Annotated in this window: 24 protein-coding genes; 20 read left to right on the top strand and 4 right to left on the bottom strand. The window is 47.0% G+C overall.

The window, feature by feature from the left end; translation table 11 throughout:
• Positions 1–15: 15 nt before the first annotated feature.
• The 3 genes from CWC33_RS02050 to flgA form a co-directional block, all read right to left on the bottom strand.
• The gene (locus CWC33_RS02050) at positions 16–417 is read right to left on the bottom strand and encodes a flagellar protein FlgN (RefSeq protein WP_100690588.1); all 402 of its coding nucleotides are present in this window, start codon (positions 415–417) and stop codon (positions 16–18) included.
• Complete coding sequence (gene flgM / locus CWC33_RS02045; RefSeq protein ID WP_100690587.1) at positions 417–740, bottom strand: flagellar biosynthesis anti-sigma factor FlgM; 324 nt, start codon at positions 738–740, stop codon at positions 417–419. Before flgM ends, CWC33_RS02050 begins: the two co-directional genes overlap by 1 nt.
• 90 nt (positions 741–830) lie before the next feature.
• Positions 831–1556 (bottom strand): flagellar basal body P-ring formation chaperone FlgA, encoded by a 726-nt coding sequence (gene flgA / locus CWC33_RS02040; RefSeq protein WP_100690586.1) that lies wholly within the window; start codon positions 1554–1556, stop codon positions 831–833.
• A gap of 162 nt (positions 1557–1718) precedes the next feature.
• Here flgA and CWC33_RS02035 point away from each other — a divergent pair, with 162 nt between their 5' ends.
• The 18 genes from CWC33_RS02035 to CWC33_RS01950 all read left to right on the top strand — a co-directional run bounded on the left by CWC33_RS02035 (position 1719) and on the right by CWC33_RS01950 (position 18883).
• Positions 1719–2651 carry a chemotaxis protein CheV gene (locus CWC33_RS02035; protein ID WP_088768679.1) on the top strand — a complete coding sequence of 311 codons (933 nt, stop codon included), beginning with the start codon at positions 1719–1721 and terminating at the stop codon, positions 2649–2651.
• A gap of 113 nt (positions 2652–2764) precedes the next feature.
• Positions 2765–3598 carry a CheR family methyltransferase gene (locus tag CWC33_RS02030; protein ID WP_100690585.1) on the top strand — a complete coding sequence of 278 codons (834 nt, stop codon included), beginning with the start codon at positions 2765–2767 and terminating at the stop codon, positions 3596–3598.
• A gap of 95 nt (positions 3599–3693) precedes the next feature.
• Positions 3694–4095 carry a flagellar basal body rod protein FlgB gene (flgB, locus tag CWC33_RS02025; RefSeq protein ID WP_100690584.1) on the top strand — a complete coding sequence of 134 codons (402 nt, stop codon included), beginning with the start codon at positions 3694–3696 and terminating at the stop codon, positions 4093–4095.
• Between the two features lie 15 nt (positions 4096–4110).
• Positions 4111–4563, top strand: coding sequence for a flagellar basal body rod protein FlgC (gene flgC / locus CWC33_RS02020; RefSeq protein ID WP_100690583.1), 453 nt, complete (start codon positions 4111–4113; stop codon positions 4561–4563).
• A gap of 14 nt (positions 4564–4577) precedes the next feature.
• Positions 4578–5261 (top strand): flagellar hook assembly protein FlgD, encoded by a 684-nt coding sequence (locus tag CWC33_RS02015; protein WP_100690582.1) that lies wholly within the window; start codon positions 4578–4580, stop codon positions 5259–5261.
• 15 nt (positions 5262–5276) lie between these two features.
• Positions 5277–6632, top strand: coding sequence for a flagellar hook protein FlgE (gene flgE, locus CWC33_RS02010; RefSeq protein ID WP_100690581.1), 1356 nt, complete (start codon positions 5277–5279; stop codon positions 6630–6632).
• 123 nt (positions 6633–6755) lie between these two features.
• Complete coding sequence (gene flgF / locus CWC33_RS02005; RefSeq protein WP_088768674.1) at positions 6756–7499, top strand: flagellar basal-body rod protein FlgF; 744 nt, start codon at positions 6756–6758, stop codon at positions 7497–7499.
• A gap of 37 nt (positions 7500–7536) precedes the next feature.
• Complete coding sequence (gene flgG / locus CWC33_RS02000; RefSeq protein ID WP_100690580.1) at positions 7537–8325, top strand: flagellar basal-body rod protein FlgG; 789 nt, start codon at positions 7537–7539, stop codon at positions 8323–8325.
• A 26-nt stretch (positions 8326–8351) separates the two neighbouring features.
• On the top strand, positions 8352–9026 hold the full coding sequence (gene flgH / locus CWC33_RS01995; protein WP_100690579.1) for a flagellar basal body L-ring protein FlgH: 675 nt from the start codon (positions 8352–8354) through the stop codon (positions 9024–9026).
• 16 nt (positions 9027–9042) lie between these two features.
• Positions 9043–10137 carry a flagellar basal body P-ring protein FlgI gene (locus tag CWC33_RS01990; RefSeq protein WP_442906204.1) on the top strand — a complete coding sequence of 365 codons (1095 nt, stop codon included), beginning with the start codon at positions 9043–9045 and terminating at the stop codon, positions 10135–10137.
• Positions 10138–10149: 12 nt separating this feature from the next.
• Entirely contained in the window at positions 10150–11109 is a 960-nt protein-coding gene (gene flgJ / locus CWC33_RS01985) for a flagellar assembly peptidoglycan hydrolase FlgJ (RefSeq protein WP_100690577.1), read from the top strand.
• A 93-nt stretch (positions 11110–11202) separates the two neighbouring features.
• Entirely contained in the window at positions 11203–13218 is a 2016-nt protein-coding gene (gene flgK, locus CWC33_RS01980) for a flagellar hook-associated protein FlgK (RefSeq protein WP_100690576.1), read from the top strand.
• 5 nt (positions 13219–13223) lie between these two features.
• Positions 13224–14438: a flagellar hook-associated protein FlgL gene (gene flgL, locus CWC33_RS01975; RefSeq protein ID WP_100690575.1), complete on the top strand. Its 1215-nt coding sequence runs from the start codon at positions 13224–13226 to the stop codon at positions 14436–14438.
• A 266-nt stretch (positions 14439–14704) separates the two neighbouring features.
• Complete coding sequence (locus CWC33_RS01970) at positions 14705–16135, top strand: flagellin (RefSeq protein ID WP_100690574.1); 1431 nt, start codon at positions 14705–14707, stop codon at positions 16133–16135.
• Between the two features lie 207 nt (positions 16136–16342).
• On the top strand, positions 16343–16744 hold the full coding sequence (locus CWC33_RS01965; protein WP_053952963.1) for a flagellar protein FlaG: 402 nt from the start codon (positions 16343–16345) through the stop codon (positions 16742–16744).
• Positions 16745–16757: 13 nt separating this feature from the next.
• Complete coding sequence (gene fliD / locus CWC33_RS01960; protein WP_100690573.1) at positions 16758–18146, top strand: flagellar filament capping protein FliD; 1389 nt, start codon at positions 16758–16760, stop codon at positions 18144–18146.
• Positions 18147–18162: 16 nt separating this feature from the next.
• The gene (gene fliS / locus CWC33_RS01955) at positions 18163–18585 is read left to right on the top strand and encodes a flagellar export chaperone FliS (protein WP_100690572.1); all 423 of its coding nucleotides are present in this window, start codon (positions 18163–18165) and stop codon (positions 18583–18585) included.
• A gap of 1 nt (position 18586) precedes the next feature.
• Positions 18587–18883, top strand: coding sequence for a hypothetical protein (locus CWC33_RS01950; protein ID WP_100690571.1), 297 nt, complete (start codon positions 18587–18589; stop codon positions 18881–18883).
• Positions 18884–18955: 72 nt separating this feature from the next.
• Here CWC33_RS01950 and rpsT read toward each other — a convergent pair whose 3' ends face one another.
• Complete coding sequence (gene rpsT, locus CWC33_RS01945) at positions 18956–19216, bottom strand: 30S ribosomal protein S20 (protein WP_053952959.1); 261 nt, start codon at positions 19214–19216, stop codon at positions 18956–18958.
• Positions 19217–19402: 186 nt separating this feature from the next.
• On the opposite strand from rpsT, the gene CWC33_RS01940 reads away from it, so the two are divergent.
• Both CWC33_RS01940 and CWC33_RS01935 read left to right on the top strand, forming a co-directional pair.
• Positions 19403–19696 carry a nucleotidyltransferase family protein gene (locus CWC33_RS01940; protein WP_100692251.1) on the top strand — a complete coding sequence of 98 codons (294 nt, stop codon included), beginning with the start codon at positions 19403–19405 and terminating at the stop codon, positions 19694–19696.
• Positions 19693–20055, top strand: coding sequence for a HepT-like ribonuclease domain-containing protein (locus tag CWC33_RS01935; RefSeq protein ID WP_100690570.1), 363 nt, complete (start codon positions 19693–19695; stop codon positions 20053–20055). The genes CWC33_RS01940 and CWC33_RS01935 overlap by 4 nt, the downstream gene beginning before the upstream one ends.
• The last annotated feature ends 29 nt before the right edge of the window (positions 20056–20084 follow it).

Below are 20084 nucleotides of genomic sequence, written 5' to 3'. Positions count from 1 at the left end.
GAAACGCAGAATTCTTTAACGAATTTTGCCTTTACTGTTGTAGGTAAGAGAGTCTTTGCGGGCTGACTGTAAAATACTTTGCTTGAGCTGATCAATGCTGTTCAGAGTGGATTGAACAACACGCTCATTGACTTGGTTTTGGTGTTGGATATTGGCAAGGGTTTGCTTAATAGACTCAACCGCAGTGGCTAACTGAGGGTCTTCTTTCAGCGTGTCTTTATCGGGGTGCTCTGACAACAAAGTGTCGAGGCGTGTCACTTCGGCCAGAGCTTTTTCTTTTTCGGAAGTAATAGCAGGAACGTTAACATGCTCGCGATCGACAATGGCATTTAGCTCACGCTGTTGCAGCAAAGCCAGCCTATCTAGCGACTCCGCCATGTCATCCAGCAATTGGTTAACCGACGCGACTTCCGTCATTATTCGTCGTTACCGCCAGCGAAAAGGTCAGATTCAAACTGCGCAAGTTTTGACGCTAACTGCTCAACATTAATTTTGTATGAGCCGCTTTCAATTTCTGCTTTAATTCTGTCCACTTTAGCTTGGTCGATACCACTGCTATTCATGGCCTTTTCCTGCAATCCGCCCAGTTGTTGCGCTTCGTTGGTCAAGGAAACCGCGTCACCGCCTTTCTGAGAAACTGATGCAGAATTACCCGCCTGGCCGTTTTGAACCTGGCGATTACTTGATTTGTTATCGATACTGGTGTTTTTCAGTCCAGCATTATTAATGTTAATAGCCATTGTGTTGCCTCGCTAGATAGTAAGTCTCGGTTATTTATCGACCATATCCGAAAAAACTTAACTAAAAAATCCACTTTTTTGTAAAGTATTTTAAAGGTTGACGGTGACTTCGTTCAGCCCTGTTACAACCGCTTCTATCGACTTGCCTGAGCGGGCGTTTTTCACAACAACCGATTCGCCTTTTAAGCCGTCAGCTAACGCTTTTCCGTCAGCGGTAATTCTTAATGCCTTATTCTTAGCCACTATTGTAACCGTTTGGTCCTCACAAACAAGGCAGGTATCGCTTGGTCGAATTGCCTGACCGGCGCCAATGCGCTTTTTGACGCGAGCGCCAACCAATAGTTCCTTCGTTGTATAAACGTTTGAACGTATTTGGTTTAGGTCGACTTCGGCAAAGGTCAAATCACTTTCGCTAATCATTTGGCCCGGAGACATAGGACCTGATGCGGTGACCACATTTTTATAGCGGTAAATTCTGACCGGCACATAGGTTCGCCAACCGTTTGCGGAAGCACACTTAATTTCTACGGTTGTGTAGCCATCTAATCTTGCGTTGCTCGCTAAGCCAACCTCTGGTGCCGCTGAACATCGCTTTGCTGTCATTCGGGGATCCAGGTTATTCGCAACAACGTCAATGCGCCCACTTTCCGGTGCACTGACCCGAGAGCGAACAAAATCATGCGCCAGAGTCTGTAATGCCTTATAATCGAGGCGTACGTCATTACTTTGTGCCAGCGCATTATTTGGGGTAAAGCCCAAGAGCAAAATCGTTATTGCAAAAAGCGAACTGATCAACAGCGATTTACGTACTATCATAAAAATATCCTGACGTTATCTACTAAGGTTATCTGGCTGCCTGCCGAAAAAAACGGTATAACGTCAAAAGTTCGGCGGCTCGACCAATACATATTTGCTGGTAGTGGTTTAAGCAAATACCGTGCCGAAGTAAGGTAGCCTGCCATATTACAGGAGTGAAGCATGGCCAGTATTCTCGATTCAGTGAATCAGCGCACACAAATGGTCGGACAAAACCGACTGGAGTTATTGTTGTTCAGGTTAACAGGGAAACAACGCTTCGGAATTAATGTGTTTAAGGTCAGAGAAGTTTTACCTTGTCCTAAGTTAACGGCAATGCCAAATCGAAACCCGCTTGTAAGAGGTATCGCACATATTCGAGGTCAGGCTATCTCCATTATTGATTTGAGTATGGCAACCGGTGGTCCGGCTATTACCGACATTGAAAACCGCTTCGTCATTATTTCTGAATACAACAGAACTGTTCAGGGATTTCTGGTTGGTGGTGTAGACCGCATTATGAATATTAATTGGGAAGATGTTATGCCACCGCCGAAAGGGGCCGGGCGCGACGCTTACCTGACCGCAGTGACAGAAATTGAGAACGAGTTAGTTGAGATTATTGACGTCGAGCGTATTTTAGCTGATATCGTACCCATTAACTCCGATGTGAGTGAAGAAGTCGCTAACGCAGAGATCAATGTCGCTAAAGAAGATTTGACCATTCTCATCACTGACGATTCGTCTGTGGCGCGTAATCAAATAAAGCGCGCTTTGCAATCTTTAGGCATTCACCTTGAAGTCAGGAAGAACGGAAAGGAAGCACTCGAATATCTGAAAGATAAAGCAAAAGAACTTGGTGGTAGCGCACACACGCATGTGCCAGTTATTGTTTCCGATGTAGAAATGCCGGTCATGGATGGTTATACACTGACTGCAGAGGTAAAAGCCGATCCCGATTTACGTGATATTCATGTTATTTTGCACACATCATTGAGTGGTGTCTTTAATCAAGCTATGGTGAAGAAAGTCGGCGCTGATGATTTCATTGCAAAATTTCATCCCGATGAGCTGGCGACAGCCGTTCAAAAATGGCTTAATACCGTCGTAGCCTGAGAGAAATAAACTGTAGCCTGATGCTATTGCATCAGGTGAGATGCTCCTGACGTAATAGCATCAGGCTACGGCATAGCAAAAGAACAAATTGAAACGGAAGCAGTTAATATAACGTGTCGAATCGCGAATTAAGTTTATCGGAATACCAAGAGTTTCGTCAGTTTCTGGAGCACCAGTGCGGTATTGTGCTGGGTGAAAGCAAACTGTACTTGGTCAAAAGTCGGCTCAGCCCGTTAATGGGGCGCTTTAATATTGACTCGTTGTCAGAGTTGGTAAAGCGTTCTATGAAAATCAGTGAACGTGCCCTACGGGCGGCAGTTATTGACGCCATGACAACGAATGAAACCTTATGGTTTCGTGATACTTATCCCTTCCAAATTTTGCATGACCGTATTTTTGCTGAATACAAAAACCATACGGGACCGTTAAAAATATGGTCAGCAGCATGCTCCTCTGGGCAAGAGCCGTACTCCATTGCCATTACTTATGATGAATTCAAAGCCAAAAATCCCGGCGCTCTCAGAAGTGGCATCAAAATAACGGCAACCGATATCTCCAACAAAGTGCTCGAACAGTGTGGTATTGGCGAATACGACAGCCTGGCATTAGCACGGGGGTTATCGGCAGAACGTAGGCAGAAGTACTTTACCGATGGTAGCAAGCCAGGATCGATGAAAGTAAGGGATAACTTAAAGACGCACATTCATTTCCGGCACCTGAATTTACTGGACAGTTATTCATTACTCGGCAAATTCGATGTTATTTTTTGCCGCAATGTGCTTATTTACTTCTCCCCGGAAGTAAAGCGGAAAATAATTGCCCAATTCCGGCAATCACTTAATCCAGGCGGCTATCTCATTCTTGGCGCATCGGAGTCTATTTCAGGCTTAACCGATGACTTCGAGATGATTCGCTGCAACCCCGGTATTATCTACCGTCGTAAATAACGACGTCCCGTAATTTCCTCTTCAAAAATAAGTGTCAGGACTTCTGGCACGATACCTGCATTGTCTTCACAATCGAACACTGTGGAGACAAAAAAATGGCACTTTCCATGGATAAAATTATGGGAATACAGCAACACACGTTGGGTATACGCACCCAACGTGCGGAGCTTATTGCCAATAATATTGCTAACGCAGACACCCCCGGCTACAAGGCCAAAGGGCTGGATTTTCAGCAAGCGCTGCAACAGGCTCAGCGCGGCATTGAAACGCACAAAATGGCGCGCACCCACGAAAAACATTTCAATGTTGAGGTTAAGCCTCAGGGCACAGAGAAGTTCCGTGTGCCAAACCAGCCTGACACAGGTGACGGCAATACCGTCGATGTGCAGTTGGAACAAAACTTGTATGCACAGAATGCACTGGAATACGAAATGACCATGAATTTCCTCGATGGGAAAATTAGTGGCGTTAAGAAAGCCCTTGGCGGCGGACAGTAGGTGAGGTGAAAAACAATGAGCCTATTTAATATTTTCAATGTAACTGGTTCGGCAATGAGTGCTCAGTCAGTACGGCTGAATACAACTGCAAGTAACTTGGCGAACGCGAACTCGGTCAGCAGCAGTATCGATGAAACCTACAAAGCGCGTAATCCGGTCTTTGCGACCGCATTAGCAGACGCTAAAGGCGATTATCGTGGCAACAGTCTGACGAATCAGACACAAACCGGACAAGCGGCGGGCGTAAAAGTTTTGGGCATAGTCGAAAGTGACGACCCACTGCAAATTGAGTACGCACCAAACCATCCCATGGCGGACGAAAACGGCTACATCTATAAGCCGAACGTTAACACCATGGAAGAAATGGCCAATATGATTTCGGCATCCCGCTCATACCAGACCAATGTTCAGGTGGCGGATACAGCTAAAACAATGACGCAGCGTTTACTACGCTTGGGTCAAGGGTAAGCAGGAGATAACAAATGGAAGGCGTAAGCAATAACTCCTACATCGACAGCATGAAATGGAAGAAGGACGAAGGCGCGAAATACGCTGACCCTGACGAGCAGCAGAAGCTCCAGCAGGAAGACTTCTTCAAGTTGTTGACGCAGCAGTTAAATATGCAGGATCCGTCCAAGCCGGTTGAGAATGATCAGATGATTGCTCAAATGACCAGCTTCACCATGGCGGAAGGTATTACCGGAATGTCTGAGCGTTTTGACCAGTTTGCGGAAGACATGACATCAAACCAGGCATTGCAGGCTTCGACTATGGTTGGGCGCAAAGTGTTAGTACCAACTGAGCAAGCTAACTTGGAAGAGGGGGCTGGTGTGTCGGGCATGATAGCCACGCCGCAAACCGCTCAGAATGTAAAGATTAGTATTAAAGACTCGACCGGTGCGGTGGTGAAAACCCTGAATTTGGGTGACATGCCAGAGGGTACTAAAGAGTTTGAGTGGGACGGAACCATGACGACTGGCGAGCAGGCACCGGCGGGCAATTACTCATTTTCGGTGAACGCGACCGTTGGAGGTCAAGCCGAGGAGCTTCCGTTACAAATGCATGCGCGTGTCCAGAGCGTCAGTACGGGCGGTGAGCGAGGCGTTGTTTTGAACCTTAAAGGATTAGGTGGCATCAAGCTTTCTGATGTCTCTGAAATTAGTTAACAAGTGAGGTGACTTATGTCATTTAGTATTGCACTCAGCGGTATCAATGCATCTCAAAAAGATTTAGATGTAACTGCTAATAATATTTCAAACGTCAAGACGTCGGGTTTTAAACAATCTAGAGCTGAATTCGCTGACGTTTATGCGACAAGCATCTTTAATGCCGGTAATACCAAAGTTGGGGACGGCGTTTTGACCTCATCGGTAGCTCAGCAGTTTAGTCAAGGCGCGCTAGAACTCACTGAAAACTCATTGGATATGGCGATTTCGGGTAATGGCTTCTTTGCGACGACAGATGATCTAGGCTCTCGAGATATGACTTACACGCGTTCAGGAGCGTTTAAGTTAAACGACGATAAGTTCATTGTAGATAACCAAGGTAACTATTTGCAGGGTTACCAAGTGGATCGTAACAGTGGGGTTAATTCCTCCGTAGCGTTGGCAACAACGCAGCCTATTCGTATTCCGGATGTCGCCGGCGCGCCGCAAAGCACTGATAATGTATTTACCGCATTTAACGTCGATGCGCGTCGCTCACCGATTGACGGTACAGCAAATCCGTTTGATCCGGAAACACCGAGCACGTACCATAGCTCCACCTCGGCAACCGTCTATGACTCTTTAGGTGAGTCGCATACCCTTTCTACTTATTATGTGAAACGAGACAACGCCACAAATCAGTGGGATGTATATGCGACATTTGATGGTCAAGAAATTACTATGAATCCAACAGGTTCAGGTACACCATCTGCGACGGCATCAGTAAACGGCTATTCTGGTGTTCAAATTGCGTTCCAGGGGAATGGTGAACCTAATACCGGTGTTCCAGGACAGACGAACTTTGATCCTGCAAGTTTGGATTTAAGTGGAGCTGGCCCCGACGGCCCATATCTTGATAATGGCGCGACGGCTCAAACAATCCAATTTAACTTCCAGGACTTAAGTGGAACAACCACACCTACACAGTTCGCGTCAGACTTCGAAGTGACCAACCTCGATCAGGATGGCAGCACCGTAGGCCGTCTGACTAACGTTGATATCGACAAGTCAGGTCTTATTGCTGCGACCTACTCAAACGGTGACGTTCAATACTTAGGCCAGGTTGCCATTGTTCGCTTTGCGAATGAGCAGGGGTTAACGCAAATTGGTGGTACCAAGTGGCGTGAAAGTATTGACTCGGGTGAGCCGCTGTCAGGCGAAGCCAATACCGGGACTTTTGGTGGTATAGAAGCGTCCGCGCTTGAAAACTCAAACGTGAACCTGACGAAAGAGCTGGTGGACTTGATTACCGCACAGCGTAACTTCCAGGCGAACTCGCGTTCGTTGGAAGTGAATAACACCATTAACCAGACTATCTTGCAGATTCGATAACTGAATTCGCTGGAAAATAAAAAACAAAAGACGCCTTCGGGCGTCTTTTTTCATTTTTGGCACGGAATCTGCATTGCATAGGGTAACGATCGAAAACGACAAAATTTTGGCTGGAGGTCAGCTATGGACAAAATGCTCTGGGTTGCCATGAGCGGCGCCAAAGAAAACATGAACGCAGTGGCGGTGCGGGCAAATAACCTTGCTAACGCTAATACCACTGGGTTTAAAGCCGACTTGCAACAAGCGCGTGCCATGCAGGCGTTTGGTGAAGGTTTGCCGACACGGGTATTTTCCATGACAGAAAGCCCAGGGCAGAACTTTGCCGCAGGCGGTTTGCAGACCACAGGCCGGAATATGGATGTTGCGATAAAAGATCAGGGCTGGATTGCCGTGCAGGATCAAAACGGCAATGAGCGTTATACCCGCAATGGCAGTTTGCAAGTGGGTACTGACGGGCTGTTACAGAACTCGCAGGGTCATACACTGATTGGTGATAACGGACCTATTTTTGTACCCCAGCCAGTCGACAAGTTAAGTATTGGTTCTAATGGCAATGTGACCATTCGTCCTATGGGCGCGCCAGAAAACGTCAGTGAAGTAATTGGCCGTATTAAACTGGTGAACCCGCCAAACGGCAATATTGAAAAAGGCACAGATGGCTTATTCAAACTGAAAGACGACCAGGTTGCCTTTGCCGATGCCAATGTCAAATTACAGATTGGTGCGCTTGAGACCAGCAACGTGAACAGTGTCGAAGAAATGACCAACATGATTGCCTTGCAGCGTCAGTACGAAATGAACGTCAAATTAATGAAAACCGCCGATGAAAACGCGCAGCGCTCAGAATCGCTGATGCGCATCAGTTAACCAATATTGCGTTAACGGCGTATAGAGGAGACATAACATGAACCCAGCACTATGGATAAGTAAAACCGGACTGGATGCGCAACAGCGCGATATCTCGGTAATTTCCAATAACTTGGCGAACTCCAGTACCATCGGCTTCAAGAAAAGCCGCGCGGTGTTTGAAGACTTGCTGTACCAGAACATTAACCAGCCTGGCGGTCAGTCAGCCCAGGACACGGAGTTGCCGAATGGTCTTATGGTGGGCGCGGGTACCAAAGTTGTCGCTACACAAAAGGCGCATACTCAGGGTAACGTGCAGACCACCGACAATTCGTTGGATGTGATGATCGACGGCAAAGGATTCTTCCAAATTCTGATGCCGGACGGGACTATTTCCTACACGCGTAACGGTCAGTTTTCACTGAACGAAGACGGGGAAATGGTGACCTCAGGTAACGGTTACACTTTAGAACCGGCGATTCAAATTCCCGAAGATGCAATGTCTATTAGCATTTCACAAGAAGGTGAAGTGACAGTCACCCAACCCGGAAACCCGGACAACGTTGCCGTTGGCCAAATTAATTTAGTGAACTTTATTAACCCGGCGGGCTTAGAGCCGATGGGTCAGAACCTATACCGCGAAACAGCGGTTAGCGGTGCGCCTTTAGAAGCGGTACCAGGCGTTGATGGCATGGGTAATACCATTCAGGGGGCTCTGGAAACCTCCAACGTGAACGTGACCGAAGAGCTGGTGAACTTGATAGAAAGTCAGCGCGGTTACGAGATGAATTCGAAAGTCATTTCTTCAGTTGACCAAATGCTGAGCTTTGTTACTCAGCAACTTTAATTAAGAATGAATAGCAGGTGGCTGTGATGCGTTACTTTTTAGCAACTTTAGCAATTTTAGCGGTGACAGGCTGTGCAAGTTCACCGCATAAGCCAATGCCGGACGACCCGTATTACGCCCCGGTATTGCCGGAAGAACGTGCACAGCCGGTCGTGCCAACTGGGTCACTATTTCAGGACGCTTACGCTGACAACCTGTATTCGGATATCAAAGCGCGTCGGCTTGGCGATATTATTACGGTGACCTTGCAGGAAAGGACAACCGCCAGTAAAACCGCGACCACCGAAACCTCGAAAGAAAGTACGGCAGAACTTGGTGCGCCCACCATGTTCGGACGGGATATTACCGTTGGAGGCAACCCGTTGTCTGCCGGCATTAACGGAACGCGGGACTTTAATGGAGACGCCAGTTCGGACCAAAGCAATCAACTTACCGGTGAAATTACCGTGACGGTTATAAAAGTACTGCCGAATGGTAACTTAATTGTGCGTGGTGAGAAATGGATGCGTATTAATACCGGCGACGAGTACATTCGTTTAACCGGCATGATTCGCCCGCAAGACATCACAGCTGCTAATCAAATTCCATCGACTCGTGTTGCCAATGCGCGCATTGAATACTCAGGTACGGGTAGCCTTGCGCAAGTGCAGGAGCAAGGTTGGTTAACGCGTTTCTTTAACAGTCCAATTTGGCCGTTCTAAGGAGTTGGACATGAAAATGACACGACTGATTACTTTAACTCTGTTTTTAGTCTCGATGCTGGTAGCGCCTGTGCAGGCATCGCGTATTAAAGACATTGCATCGGTTCAGGGCATTCGTTCTAACCAGTTAATTGGCTACGGTTTAGTCGTAGGCTTACCTGGAACGGGTGAGCAAACGCCGTTTACTGACCAAACCTTCCGGACCATGTTAGGTAACTTTGGTATTAACATTCCGGCAGGTGAGCGCCCAAAAATCGATAATGTGGCAGCGGTTGCTGTGCACGCTGACTTGCCGGCGTTCGCAAAGCCGGGTCAGAAAATTGACGTGACAGTGTCCTCAGTGGGCAGTGCCGACAGCCTAACGGGTGGTACTTTGCTGCAAACCTTCTTAAAAGGCGCGAATGGTGAAGTCTACGCCGTCGCTCAGGGTAACCTTATTGTCGGTGGCCTGGGGGCTGAAGGTAATGACGGCTCGCGCATTGTGATAAACACACCAACGGTTGGCCGCATTCCCGGCGGCGGTATTGTTGAGCGAGAAGTGCGTACGTCTTTTGGCTCGTCAGATTACTTTACCTTTAATTTACATGAGTCCGATTTTACAACCGCTAAGCGTATGGCACAGACCATTAACAGTCTGGTGGGCCAGGGAGCGGCACAAGCTGTCGATGCGACTTCGGTTCGTGTTCGCGCACCGCGGGATTTAAACCAGCGTGTTAGTTATATGTCCACACTTGAGAATTTAGAGGTGGAGCCGGCAGAGACCGCTGCGAAAGTCATCGTGAACTCGCGAACCGGCACTATTGTCGTCGGTCAAAACGTCGAGTTAAGACCAGCGGCCGTTGCGCATGGCAATATGCAGGTGACGATTTCTGAAAACGTCAACGTCGACCAACCGAATCCGTTTGGTGACGGTGAAACGGTAGTGACACCGCAGTCGATTATCGACGTGAATCAAGACGACGCTCGTATGTTTGTGTTTCAGCCGGGTACAACGCTGAATGACCTGGTTCGTGCAGTGAATCAGATTGGAGCTGCACCGAGTGACATTATTGCCGTGCTAGAAGCGTTGAAACAAGCTGGCGCGCTCAGCGGCGAACTCATTGTTATTTAAGCCGAGGCTGATATGACAAGCTCAAACGCACAATTCAAACAAGCTGAATTAGCCATGGACACGCACAGCCTGAACGGCTTGCGTGAGCGTGCGTTTAACCCGGATGACAAGCAAGCCTTAATGGAGGCGGCGCAGCAGTTTGAAGCTATTTTCCTGAATATGGTAATGGGCAGCATGCGTAAAGCCAACGCCGTGTTCGAAGAAGGTAACATGCTGGACAGTCGCTACACCAAGATGTACCGCGATATGTACGACCAGCAGCTGACGTCGGAGTTGTCCAGTCAAGGCTCGTTAGGCTTGGCTGAGCTTATGGTTAAGCAGCTCGGCGGTGACGACAGCTACCAGCATGGACATCAGAACCGCTCTGGTGCGAACTTAGATGACCCACGTATGAAAAACAGAGCGGAGCGCCTGAGTGAGCATGGTGGCGTCGATGCAGGGCTTTATTACGGCAATAAGCGCGTTAATACCGCTAAGTTAAGCGATGGTGAAGCGAAGTTTACCAGTCCGGAAAGCTTTGTCGCAGCGCTAAAGCCGCATGCTGAGAAAATAGCGAAACAAGAAGGACTGAACCCGAATGCACTGATTGCTCAAGCTGCTTTGGAAACCGGATGGGGTCAGCGATTAGTACCGGGGCGGCATGGCGGCTCAAGTAATAACTTATTCAATATAAAAGCCGACCAGCGCTGGGCAGGGGATAAATCCCACGTCAGTACATTAGAGTTTGACGGCGACGTGGCCCGCAAAGAGCGTGCGGCTTTTCGCTCATACTCTAACGTGGAACAGAGCTTGCAGGACTATGTTGATTTTATAAAAGGGCACCCGCGTTACCAGCAGGCGTTAGAGGTCGCTGATGATCCGGCGCAATACGCAGAAGCCCTACAATCAGCGGGCTATGCGACAGATCCTAAATACGCACAGAAAATTCAGTCGGTGTTAAATAACCCGGCATTTGCGGACAAAGCAATTTAAAGCGTCTGCAACGGGCGGCAAAAAATTGCCGCCTGAACTAAACATTATTTACTCAGTGCCGATATAGGGCACAGAGTTATTGGAGAGACATCGATGAGTTTTGACTTATTAAATATCGGTAAAAACGGCATATTAGCTCATCAGCAGAGCCTGCAAATTACCGGTAAAAACATTAATAATACAAACACTCCGAGCTACGTTCGTGAACGCACCGAGTATATGGAAAGCGAGTACGGCGGCTTGGAGCGCCTGCGTGTGCAGCGCATGATCGATGAATTTGCCAATCGCCAATTACGAAACGATATTTCAAACGTCAGTTACTACGAAGCGAATTTAGAGCAGGCAGAGCAGTTAGACACTCTGCTGGGCGATAGCACCACAAACGTAGCTTCGTCAGTAGAGAGCTTTTTCAACACACTGCAAGACGCGAATAACGACCCAGGGTCGGTCACCGCTCGCCAGCTGGTGTTGGCAGAAGCGGATGCAATGGTCACTAAGTTCAATGACTTCTCGCAGTATTTAAATGACCAAAAAGGCATCATCAACGACCGTCTGACGTTATCAACAGACAGAATTAACTCAATTTCAAAGAACCTGGCTGAGTTGAACTCAAAAATCCAAAACTCTGCGGGAAAAAATAACGATAATGGCGACTTGAACGCATTATTGAATAAGCGCGATGAGCAATTAAGAGAGTTGGCTGAGTTAGTCGAATTCAGTACCGTAGAGCAAAAAAGCGGCGCAGTAAGCGTTAACTTGAAAAACGGCCAGCCCATTGTGCTTGAGAATGGTCGCTTCAACGCCGTTGCTATGAAAAGTAACCCGGATACTGAGCGGTTGGAAATGGTGCTAAAAAAAGAGCACAGCGGTGGTAGTGTCAGCGAGTTCTATGTGCCGACAAACGAACTAGGCGGGTCTGTCGGTGGTTATCTTGAGTATCGCGATGAAGTGCTAGTGCCAACCCAGAAAAGGTTAGGACAACTTGCGGTGCGTATTGCAGATTCCATGAATACGCAAAACCAGAAAGGTATGGACTTAGATAATCAACTGGGTCGCAAAATATTCGATTTGTCACAAACTGAGTCACAAGCGTTACAGTACTCAGACAATACCGGCACCGGCGAAATGACCGTGCGTATTTTGGAAGGAGACAGTAAATCGTTTCCGTCGGAAAACTTACGTATTACTAAAACGGCTAACCCGGACGAATACGAAATAGTACCGGTTAATGAAGATGGTTCGGTTGTAAGCGGTGCGGATACAATTACCGTGACGCAGGCGTCGCCGGGAACTATTGATATTAGTGAGCTGGGTATTTCGTTAGACTTAACTGGCACAGCGAACGCAGGTGACCAGTTCCTTGCAAAGCCAGCTGACCGCGCAGCATCAGAAATAAGCTTAGCCATTCGGCGCCCGGAAGACATTGCGTTAGCGAACCCTATTCGGGTTAAAGACGGTATGGATAACCAGGGGGCAGCTGGTATTGAAATAGCGGCCATTAATACACCGGATGATTATTTCGATACTGCAAACAATACTCTACTGCCCGGGGCTCCAGCCCGTATTGAAATCACAGGGCAGACGGGCAACGCTTATGATCTGGAAGTTTTTGCTAAAGATGGCACCAGTTTAGGTACCATTACGGGGACAACTGATCTAAACGGTATTTTAGACCAAGCCGGCTTAGCCGATCCTGATTACGAAATAGACATTAATGGTGAGCCTGCCGTTGGTGATGAATACACTATTGAATACAACACCAATGGTTTTGATGATAACAGCAATGGTCAGGCAATGGCTGACTTGCAACGTCAACAACTCGTCCGCCGCTCTGGCGGCGAAGAAGCCGAGCCGACTATGACCTTTAACGAAAGTTACGGTCGTTTGGTATCGGACGTGGGCAGCCGTGTGAGTCAAAATCGGGTATTACGAGATTCTGCTGAAGCCATTAAGTCACAGACAGAAACGTTGTATGACTCGCAAGCCGGCGTGAACCTAGAAGAAGAAGCAGCGAATCTAATTCAGTATCAGCAAGCCTACACAGCGTCTGCCCGAATTATTACGACATCACAGACTATTTTTGACACCTTGCTGACGTCATTGAGGTAAGAATTATGCGACTAAGTACTAACTTATTTTTCCAGCGTGGGCTGGATAGCTTACAAACCTCACAGAGTCGGCTGGATAAAATTCAGTTGATGCTGACTAAGCAGACAAAAATTTTAAGTCCGGCGGATGACCCTATTGGTAATTCGCAGGTACTGGCGTTGAATGAAAAAATTGGCCAGAACGAACAGTTCGAGCGTAACTCGGTCACACTAGAGAATAACCTGCGCCGTGAGGAGAGTGTCATTAGTAGTATTACAGATGCAGTTCAACGCGCGCGGGCTTTAGCTGTGCAAGCGGGTAACGGTAGCTATGATCAAACTAACCGAAAGGCTTTAGCTTCGGAACTGCGTAACTTGGAAACCTCCATTTTTGATTTAACCAACGCGCAAGATGAGTCGGGCGAATATATATTTGCGGGTTATCAAAATCGTACCCAGCCTATGGAGTTTAATGACGCAAATCAAGCTTATGAGTATGTCGGTGATCAGGGCCAGCGTATGATTCAGTTGTCACCGACGTTGTATCTACCGGCAAATGATCCTGGCAGCCGCGCCTTTTCTAACGTGTCTAAGCGTGTCGACTTTGAGCTAACCGGTGGCAATAACTTTATTGAGAAAGTAGAAGTCAACGATCGCGACGCACTTATTGCTGATACAGAAACGCGTATTGACGCGGGTGACCCGACTGATTTCACGGTTAACTTTACCGGACCGGACACTTATGAAATTGATGATGGTGTTAACCCAGTAGTGGCCGGAACGGTAACGGACGGCAAAGTTGAATATAACGGCATGACATTGGAATTAAACCCAGACAACATGCCGGTCGCTGGTAACTCATTCAGTTATTCTATCGGTGAACCAGTATCGCGTAACTTGTTAACGCAAATTCGAGACTTAGCCACCGCACTGGAAGAGTCGGGTCCTGAAAGCAAAGGCTTTCATGAGAGCGAAATTGCTTTTGCGCTAGATGATTTTAATACTGTCATTAGCGACTTAACCGATACGCAAGCGTCTGTCGGTGCTCGCTTAAATGTTATGGACAACGCTAAGCTCAGCAATGCTGATATTGAAATCGTAAATAAAAAGGCGCGTGCAGATATTTCCGACGTTGACTACTCAGAAGCGGTAACTGATTTAGTCAAAAACGAAACTATTTATTCTGCCGCTCAACAAGTGTTCACCCGAGTAAGTCGCCTAAGCTTGTTCGACTATTTATAAAGTGATGTAGCCTGCCGTTATTACGGCAGGTGCGATGCTTAAATGATTAACTGACCGTTCTTTATATCTTTCCCCGCCTGACATAAACGTCACTCTACTTAAAAAACTTCAAATTTTTTCAAAAAAAGACTAAAGCTCCCCAAACCCCTGCCGATACCCTTTGTGAGAGGAAAATTTAACCAGGCGAAACACGAAGCCGAAACATTCCTCCAGCTTGGCAACAACGATTGAATCCAAGCTTAGGCTAGAAACTGAGGAGCATTATTATGGCACTTTATGTAAACACTAACGTCAGCTCACTGAACGCACAGCGTCAGCTGATGGGCTCAGGAAACCAGCTTGACCAAGCATTTCAACGTTTGTCGTCAGGCTTCCGTATTAACAGCGCTGCAGATGACGCAGCAGGCTTACAAATATCAAACCGTTTGAGTTCACAAATCAACGGCTTGAACCAAGGTAACCGTAACGCAAACGATGGTATTTCAGTTGCGCAAACTGCTGAAGGTGCAATGGATGAATCGACCAATATCTTGCAGCGGATGCGTACGCTTGCTATTCAATCAGCAAATGACTCGAATTCAGCGGATGACCGGGCTGCACTTCAAAAGGAAGTATCTAACCTTCAATTAGAGCTGACTAGAATTGCAGAGACCTCTACTTTCGGTGGTGAAAAATTGCTGAATGGTGATTTTGCCGGTAAGTCTTTCCAAGTGGGTGCTGACGCAAACCAGACAATCAATATTACGATTGGCGATATTTCTTCAAATAACATTGGCAGTAATAGAATCGATACTGCTGGAAGCTCGGTAGGTGCATCTACTCAAGCAACTACCGGTAATGCCGGAGCTGACTATTTCGATACAGCATCGTTAACTGATACTGGAGATACAGTAAATATCGCCGGTAAGGACGGGGACTTTGATCTAGATTTGGCTACAGGCCAGTCAGTGACTGATTTGGCTACTCAAGTTAATGACGCGAACATTGGCGTGTCGGCCAAAACCTCCGTGACTACTACTTTGGCAGGACTGTCTTCATCAGACCAAGGTACTCTCAGTATTGGTGATGAAACATTTACGCTTGCGGAGTATAATGGCTCAGCCAAAGAGCTTGCTAATGCTATCGGTAAGGCTGGATACAATGCTTCTGTAAACGAGAGCGGAGACATTGAAATTACTGCAGAGAATGTCGATGGTGTTAAAGTCACAGGGCAACAAGACGGCACATCACTTTCTTTAGGTGGTACAACAGCTGACACTACCAATGGTGACGTTGTAGTAAACTCAAAACTAGAGTTAGAATCTAGTGATTCGTTCAGCATTACCGACAACACTACCAACTCTAGTGTTGGAGAGATATTCGGTGCTACAACTTCGACTTTAGAGTCTGTTGGTGGCGTGGATATCAGCTCTGCGGATGGTGCGCAGAGTGCGATTTCAGTCATTGACGCTGCAATTGGCCAAATTGACTCGGAGCGAGCAGACTTAGGTGCGGTTCAGAACCGTTTCCAAGCGACTATTCGTAACCAATCGAACATTGCTGAGAACCTGGAAGGTGCGAAGTCTCGAATCAAAGATGCTGACTTTGCGGCTGAAACTGCGAAACTGACTCAGGCTCAGATCCTGCAGCAGGCGTCTCAGACTATCCTGGCGCAGGCGAACCAGCGTCCACAGGCGGCACTGCAGTTACTGGGCTAATTGCTCAACTAACTCAACCGTTACTAAAAACCGGAGCTCTTGCTCCGGTTTTTTTATGCTTGTAATTCAAAGGCTTAACAACAAAACCGATGCCGATTAAAAAAACTTCAATTAAACGCTAAAGTTTTCAGCAGGTCTCACCGATAACATACATGGATAATTGTTTTAGTGCTAAACTGCACAATAACTAAGGTAAAGGTGAGTATTATGGCAGACATGTCAGTTGAAAGCCGCGCGTTAAGTCCCTTAAGTAGTGCAGCGGGTGGTTCACCGAACAAGGCGGAGCGACCGCAGGACCAAAAGGTTATGGACGCGGTCAGTCAAGTTCAGGAGCGCACCGCTGATAAAGTGGAAAAGCAGGCAAGTAGCGAGAGTATTGCAGACACGGTAGAGGAAATGAATCAGTCGTCGACTATTCGTAATACCAGTTTGCAGTTTGTTTTCGATGAAAGAGACGAGCCGCCGGTGGTTAAGGTGATAGATACCGACAACGGTGAAATGATTCGTCAAATTCCGTCAGAATTGGTTGTGAAGTTATCTAAAGCTATTGAAGAAATGGCCGATAACGAGAACAGTCGGATGGGATTTTTATTCGACAACCAGATTTAAGTGAGGTGTTGAGATGCCATTAATTTCATCAACAGGTGCGCGCTCAGGCTTAGACCTGCAGGGCATCATCGATGCGACATTACAGGCCGAGCGTGTTCCTAAGAAAAACCGCCTGGACCAACAGGAAGGCCGCCTAACAGTGGAGCTATCGGCTGTTGGTGAAATGCGTTCGGCATTATCAAAGCTTCAGGAGAGTGCTGAGAAGCTGACCGACGGCAGTTTGTTTAGTGCTATGAAAGCGTCAGTCACTCAACCCGATTCAGGCGATGTTGTCAGTGTAGAAAGCTCTGAGGATGCCAGCGCGGGTGATTTTGAACTCTTTGTTCAACAGCTTGCAAAAGGTAGCCGAGCAGTGTCTGCGGATGGCGCTTTTGCCAGTGCGGATGACGAGGTTAATACCAACGCGGGTTCCCTAACCTTTGGCGCTGGAGGGGAGAGCTTTACGCTAAATATTGAAGCGGGCTCAACGCTGGAAGATATTCGCAATGCAGTTAACTCATCTGAAGATAACTTTGGCGTTACAGCGGATATTATTAATACTGGTACCGAAGCAAAGTTAGTCTTTCGTTCAAGTGTCAGTGGCGCGGGTAATGACTTAACCGTTACTAATGACAATGCGGAATTTGACGCTATTTCAACTCAAGCCAATGCAGGTGGTGCTGGCGGCATGACCATAGCGGCCAATGATCAGGCGACTGATGCCATTATTGAGATTGACGGCATTCAGGCTACCAACGACACCAATACCTTTACCGATGTTATTCAAGGCTCGACCATTACGGCGCTGAAAGAATCGGAAGGCACTGAAAAGGCGCAGTTGTCGATAGCACGAGACGATGCGGGCGTTCAAAAGTCCATAGATAGTTTTGTAAAAGCCTATAACAGCACGGTTGATTTGCTCAGTGAAATTGGCGGTGAAAACAGCATGATGCAGGGCGATGCCACAGTTCGCACTTTAAAAAGCCAATTGAACAATGTGCTGACAAGTACCTTTGGTGAAGGGCAGACCTTGTTTGATTTAGGTTTCGGTTTAGACAACGACGGGCGCTTACAACAGGAAAACCCGGTCACTAACGTTAAGGATGTTCTGGCGGCTGAACCATCGGCATTACAAAATCTGATTGGCGGCGAAAACGGTATGGCAGCACGCATGGAAACTTTACTAGACGGCTATGTTAGTGCTGGCGGTTCACTGCAAATGCGCCGAGACTCTATCAATGAAAGCTTGGATCGTGTTGCTGAGAGTCGTGAGTCACTGGAGCTGCGCATGGAATCACTGCGCGAAACATTGAACTCAAAATATCAAGCACTGGACTCTTTAGTCGGTCAACTACAAAGTCGTGGCAATGCCGTCAGTGCCCAGCTTGCAAACCTTCCGGGTTTTACTCGGGACAATGATTAATTCGAGGTAATTACGTATGAATATGAAGCTTAAAGGCTACACTAAAGGCTCACTAGAAACTCGTGTTGCGGGTGCAGACCCCTATCAGCTAGTACAAATGCTGATGGCGGGTGTGTTAGAGAACCTGAATTACGCCAAAGGAGCGATTCAGCGTAAAGACCTTGAGAAAAAGAGCCATTACTTAAGTAAAGCGCAAGCTATTGTTGACTCGCTGCGTTATAGCCTGGATGACTCCGCTGGAGCGCAAGCAACTGGCAACTTACGCGAGCTGTATATGTACATGAGTACGCGTATTGCAGATGCGTCCATCGACATGGATATTGAGGCGATTGATGAGGTAGCGCGTTTAATGCTGGATATTAAAGGTGCATGGGACCAAATTCCTGCCGAACAGCGTGATGTTGCTATGAACCGAATGCAGCAAGCAGCCGGAGCTTAACGTGTCTGAAGAGACGCGCTCACCTGAACAATTAAATGAGCTCCACGAGCAGCTAAAACAACAAGTAGCAGACTCAGAGTATGAGTCTGCTGCTGATACTCTCCCTAAAATACTCTCCTTTCTAGAGCTGTTACCTGACGACTGGACAGAGTCCCGCGAATGGGTGACTGTTGTTGCCGAAGTTGATAACTACTTAAATGAAGTACAACCAGAGCTAGAACAAGTCCTAGAAGAAACCGGCGCAGCGATTACCAAAATAGGTAAAAGTAAAAAAGGCGTTCGAGCTTATACCAAATAAAAAACCGACCAATGAACGAATCATGGTCGGCTTTTCTTTCCCTACGCTAAAAGCCTAGGTCAGTAAATTTCTTTACAGTGCTTGGATCTTAGCGTTCAAACGGCTCTTATGGCGTGCCGCTTTGTTTTTGCTGATAAGACCTTTAGTCGCGTAACGGTCCAGCATTGGGGTTACGTCTTTCATTGCAGCGTTTGCTGCTTCTTTATCTTTGCTTTCAATGGCTGCGTTTACACGTTTAAGGTATGTACGCATCATTGAACGACGGCTTGCATTGTGGCGGCGATTTTTCTCGGCCTGAATCGCACGCTTTTTAGCAGACTTAATGTTAGCCAAGGTGAACTCCTAAATTCATTAACAGAACGCTTCTCTTATAAAGGTTGGCGATTATGCCGTTTTTGCCGCAAAAGTCAACAGCTAGAGCGATAAAAATAAGAGATAATTGACCTTTAGGTTTTACTATTTCGCATGGCGAAAACAATGTTGATAGGTTATATTTCGGGTAACACTGTTGGAGGAAATATGTCTCGTTTATCATCGCTGTTGAAAAAGCACCGTCAGGAAATTCAGCAAATTGTAGAAAAGCACCATGCGAAAAACGTGAAGGTGTTCGGCTCTGCTGTGCGACAAGATGACTCTTTAGATAGCGATCTAGACTTACTTATTGAGACAACGCCAGAAACAACAATGTTTGATATTGGAGCTATCAAGTTTGAGCTGAATGAGCTACTGGGCGTTGAAGTGGATGTGCTGACACCTAATAGCTTGCCTATGCATTTTAAAGAAAAAGTTGAGCAGGAAGCTCGTTTGATATGACCAGCAAAGAAAGCAGGGCTGTAGATTACTTAAATCATATTCGTGACGCGATAGAGCGCATAGAGTCATACACTTCTGAGCTAGATGAAAATACCTTTCTCAGTGATGAGTTGGTTCAAGACGCCGTTATACGCAACTTAGAAGTTGTAGGTGAAGCGTCCAATAACTTATTAAAAAATTGTCCGATTACTGTCTCTAAGTTTCCTGATATCCCCTTAACTTCTGCATACCAAATGCGAAACGCGATTGCTCATGGCTACTTTAAAATTGATTACGAATTGGTATGGCGTACCATAGAGCGTGAGCTTCCAACAATGCATGAGCAAGTGAAAGAAGCACTAGAAAAAGTCGCAAAATAATAATTACAGCACGTTTAGGGAATTAAAGG

The sequence above is a fragment of the Idiomarina sp. X4 genome, from assembly GCF_002808045.1.
GTDB lineage: Bacteria > Pseudomonadota > Gammaproteobacteria > Enterobacterales > Alteromonadaceae > Idiomarina.
This window is presented reverse-complemented; position numbering and strand designations above follow the sequence as displayed.